This window comes from Vicinamibacteria bacterium, assembly GCA_035620555.1.
Classification (GTDB): Bacteria; Acidobacteriota; Vicinamibacteria; order Marinacidobacterales; family SMYC01; genus DASPGQ01.
The window spans coordinates 1-3,109 of the sequence record DASPGQ010000465.1; the positions used below are offsets into that span (position 1 = coordinate 1).

Sequence of the window (3,109 nt, forward strand, 5' to 3'; positions counted from 1 at the left end):
CGAGGCGATCGTCACGAGCCAGTAGAGGCGGTCCATCACTCGGTCCCTGCCAGCTCGACACCGCGTTCCGCCGCCACGTCGGCGAACGTCTTGTCCGTGCCGTCGAGCGTCGCCGTCTTCCCGGTGAACTTCTCCCAGCGACGGACGATCACGTCGGTGTAGAGGGCGTCGATCTCCATCAGGTAGGCGTGGCGGTGGCGCTGCTCTGCCGCGATCAACGTGCTGCCGCTTCCGCCGAAAAGATCGAGCACGTTCTCGCGGCTGCGCGACGAGTACTCGATCGCTCTGCGAGCGAGCTCGACGGGCTTTTCAGTTAAATGGCACATGGATTGCGGATTGACCTTCTTGACGTGCCAGAGGTCGGTCGCGTTGGTCGGGCCGAAGTACCGATGCGCTGCGCCCTTCTTCCATCCGTAGTACGCGATTTCAAACGAACCCATGTAGTCTCAGACCTCCTGACATGGCGCCATAAACTCCGCGGTAAACACAGGTAAGTCTGAATCGACAGCGCCGAAATTTGTCGGACTTTTTTCTCGACACGAGAGTGGTGTGTTCATATTATGCGGAGATGAATACACCGATTGCCGAAATTATCCCGCTGCCTTCCTCCGTCGATCGCAAAGTTATTCGACTCAACGAGAACGTCTGGATTGAGGAGACCGACGGAATCTGCGTCGTCTGGGTTGGCCGTGCACCGTGGCACCGGTTCCTGGCGACTAACAAGCTTGACCGGCGCATCGTCGGCGCAAACTTGGTTCTGGCCGGGGTAGCGAGGGCAATCGAAGTTGTACGTGGGCTAGGAATAAACCGCGACACGCTGCATAGGGATCGGAAGCTTCTCTTGATCGGCGGGCTTTCGGCGCTACGTTCCGGCAAGCGCGGTCCTAAAGGTCCAAGCAAGGCGACGCCGACTCTACAAGCTCGTGCGCGACAGTACTATCGACAGGGGCTATCGAAGCGCGAAATCGGCCGGCGGCTCGGGGTGAGCGAGGTAACGGTTCGACGCATACTGGCCGGCGAGGCGCCACGCGATCCGCAGCCAGTGCAACTATCCGTTGTCTTTGAGCCGGCGGAGTCAGAGAGTCGTGCAGAGGACGAGGCTGCCGAGGCGGACAACGGGAACGACGGGACGTTGTCTGCGGGCGTTGGGCAAGCGGAGCGCCGCAGCAGCGTAGAGGGCGAGGTGGGCAGCGACGCCAGGTCGTTTATGGAGCCGCCGATGGCCGAAAGCGAGGGGGAGGCGTACGGAGGCAAGGTATCGTCAGCAGAGGGCTCAAGCACGAGCAAGGACGCTTCCGGCTTCGTGCCGGCCGTTCCTCACCCCGAGAAGACGACCGAGAGTGATCTGGACCGGACCGGCGAGCGCGTGCTGGCCAGGTTCGGTCTACTCTCGGAAGCGGAGGTACGATACGTCTCAGGCGAGAAGCTTCAGTTCGCAGGCTCGCTTCTGATCCTGCCGGCGCTCGTGGGGACGGGCTTCTTCGCGTCCGTTGAAAAGGTGTACGGGAACCTGAAGAACGGCTTCTACGGCCTGAGGCATACCGTGATGACCGCCGCGCTGATGGTCACCCTTCGCATTCCGCGCGCCGAGCACTTGAGCGGCGTGTCACCGACAGCGCTTGGCCGTCTGCTTGGCCTGGACCGTGCACCGGAGGTCAAGACACTGCGGCGACGCCTCCGGGAGATCGCGGATCTGGGCAAGGCCGACGAGTTCATGCGTTGGTTTGCCGAGTACCTGGCGGGGGAAGACCGGGAGGCGCTCGGATTCCTTTACGTGGACGGGCACACGCGGATCTACTACGGCCAGCGGCAGGTTTCGAAGGCATACAGCACTCGCAAGCGATTGGCGGTTCCGGCAGTGACCGACTTCTGGGTCAACGACAGGGACGGTCAGCCGATTTTCGTGGTGACCGGGGAGGTGAACCAGTCGCTCACCAAGCAGCTTCCTCCGTTGGTCGAAGAGTTGAAGAAGTTGCTCCGTCCGGGGGAGCGTCTCACCATCCTCTTCGATCGCGGCGCCTGGAGCCCCAAGCTCTTCAAGGAGCTCGTGGAAGCCGACTGCGACTTTGTCACCTATCGCAAGGGGAAGATTGAACGGTACCCTGTGAAGGACTTCACCGAACAGGCCTTCGATAGCGGAGAGCAGAAAGTCTCCTACATGCTCCGCGACGGTGTCGTTCGCTTCGGCGTCGGCATGCAGTTCCGCCAGATAGTGCGTCGCGAGGCAAATGGTGATCAGATTGCGATCGTGACGAGTCGCAACGAACTTGCAGCCGCCGAGCTAGTTTTTCGCCTCGGGACGCGATGGCGACAAGAGAACTACTTCAAGTACGCCCGAGACGAATTCGCGCTCGACGCGCTGGACTCCTACCGGTTCGAAGCCGAGGATCCGGACCGGACAGTCCCCAACCCGAAGCGGAAGCCGCTCGAGAAGAAGATGAGAGCTCTACGCAAGAGGATCGGGGAGCTGGAGGCGAAACTTGGTCACGCCGCCGACACGAACGAAGAGAGCCGGCGACCGACGGTTCGCGGCCTGAAGATCGCCCACGGACCGCTTCGGCAGGAACTCGCTCAGGTCCGAGAAGAGCTCGCACGCCTCGTCGAGCGTCGCGGCAAGCTGCCCGCCCGTGTCACGATCGCTGAGGCGACCGACGAGCAGGCGGCAATGCTCGAGGTCGAACACAAGCACTTCATGAACGCGGTAAAGATGGCCGTGTATCGAGCGGAGTCTTCGTTGTTCCAGCTAATGGCTCCTCACTATGCACGGGGTGAGGACGAGGGTCGAGCAGTCATACGCGAGGCGCTCAGGTCCTCCGGGGCCATCGAAGTCGAAGGCGATGAGCTTCGCGTAACCCTATATCCCATGAGTGCACCGCGCCACACTCGAGCGATTGCCGCGCTCTGCCAACAGTTGAATGACGCCCGCGTCCGGATTCCGGGCACGACCCTACGCCTGCGATTTGCGGTGTCCCGGGAGACGGGAGTGTCTGAATTGGCGATGGCGCCATGTCAGGAGGTCTGAGCCTACGCCGACCTCGCCAGCCACTACGGCACCTGCGTTATCCCGGCACGGCCGCGCAAGCCGCGAGACAAGGCGAAGGCGGAGAAC

Annotated in this window: 2 protein-coding genes; one reads left to right on the forward strand and one right to left on the reverse strand. The window is 62.0% G+C overall.

Annotated features, from left to right (window positions below; genetic code table 11):
* Positions 1 to 35: 35 nt before the first annotated feature.
* Positions 36 to 440 carry a DNA methyltransferase gene (locus tag VEK15_18885; protein ID HXV62772.1) on the reverse strand — a complete coding sequence of 135 codons (405 nt, stop codon included), beginning with the start codon at positions 438 to 440 and terminating at the stop codon, positions 36 to 38.
* 779 nt (positions 441 to 1,219) lie between these two features.
* Here VEK15_18885 and VEK15_18890 point away from each other — a divergent pair.
* Positions 1,220 to 3,022 (forward strand): transposase, encoded by a 1,803-nt coding sequence (locus VEK15_18890; protein HXV62773.1) that lies wholly within the window; start codon positions 1,220 to 1,222, stop codon positions 3,020 to 3,022.
* The last annotated feature ends 87 nt before the right edge of the window (positions 3,023 to 3,109 follow it).

Coding starts and splice junctions, on each gene's coding strand:
- VEK15_18885 (HXV62772.1), bottom strand. CDS start 440: ATGGGTTCGTTTGAAATCGCGTACTACGGATGGAAGAAGGGCGCAGCG.
- VEK15_18890 (HXV62773.1), top strand. CDS start 1,220: ATGGCCGAAAGCGAGGGGGAGGCGTACGGAGGCAAGGTATCGTCAGCA.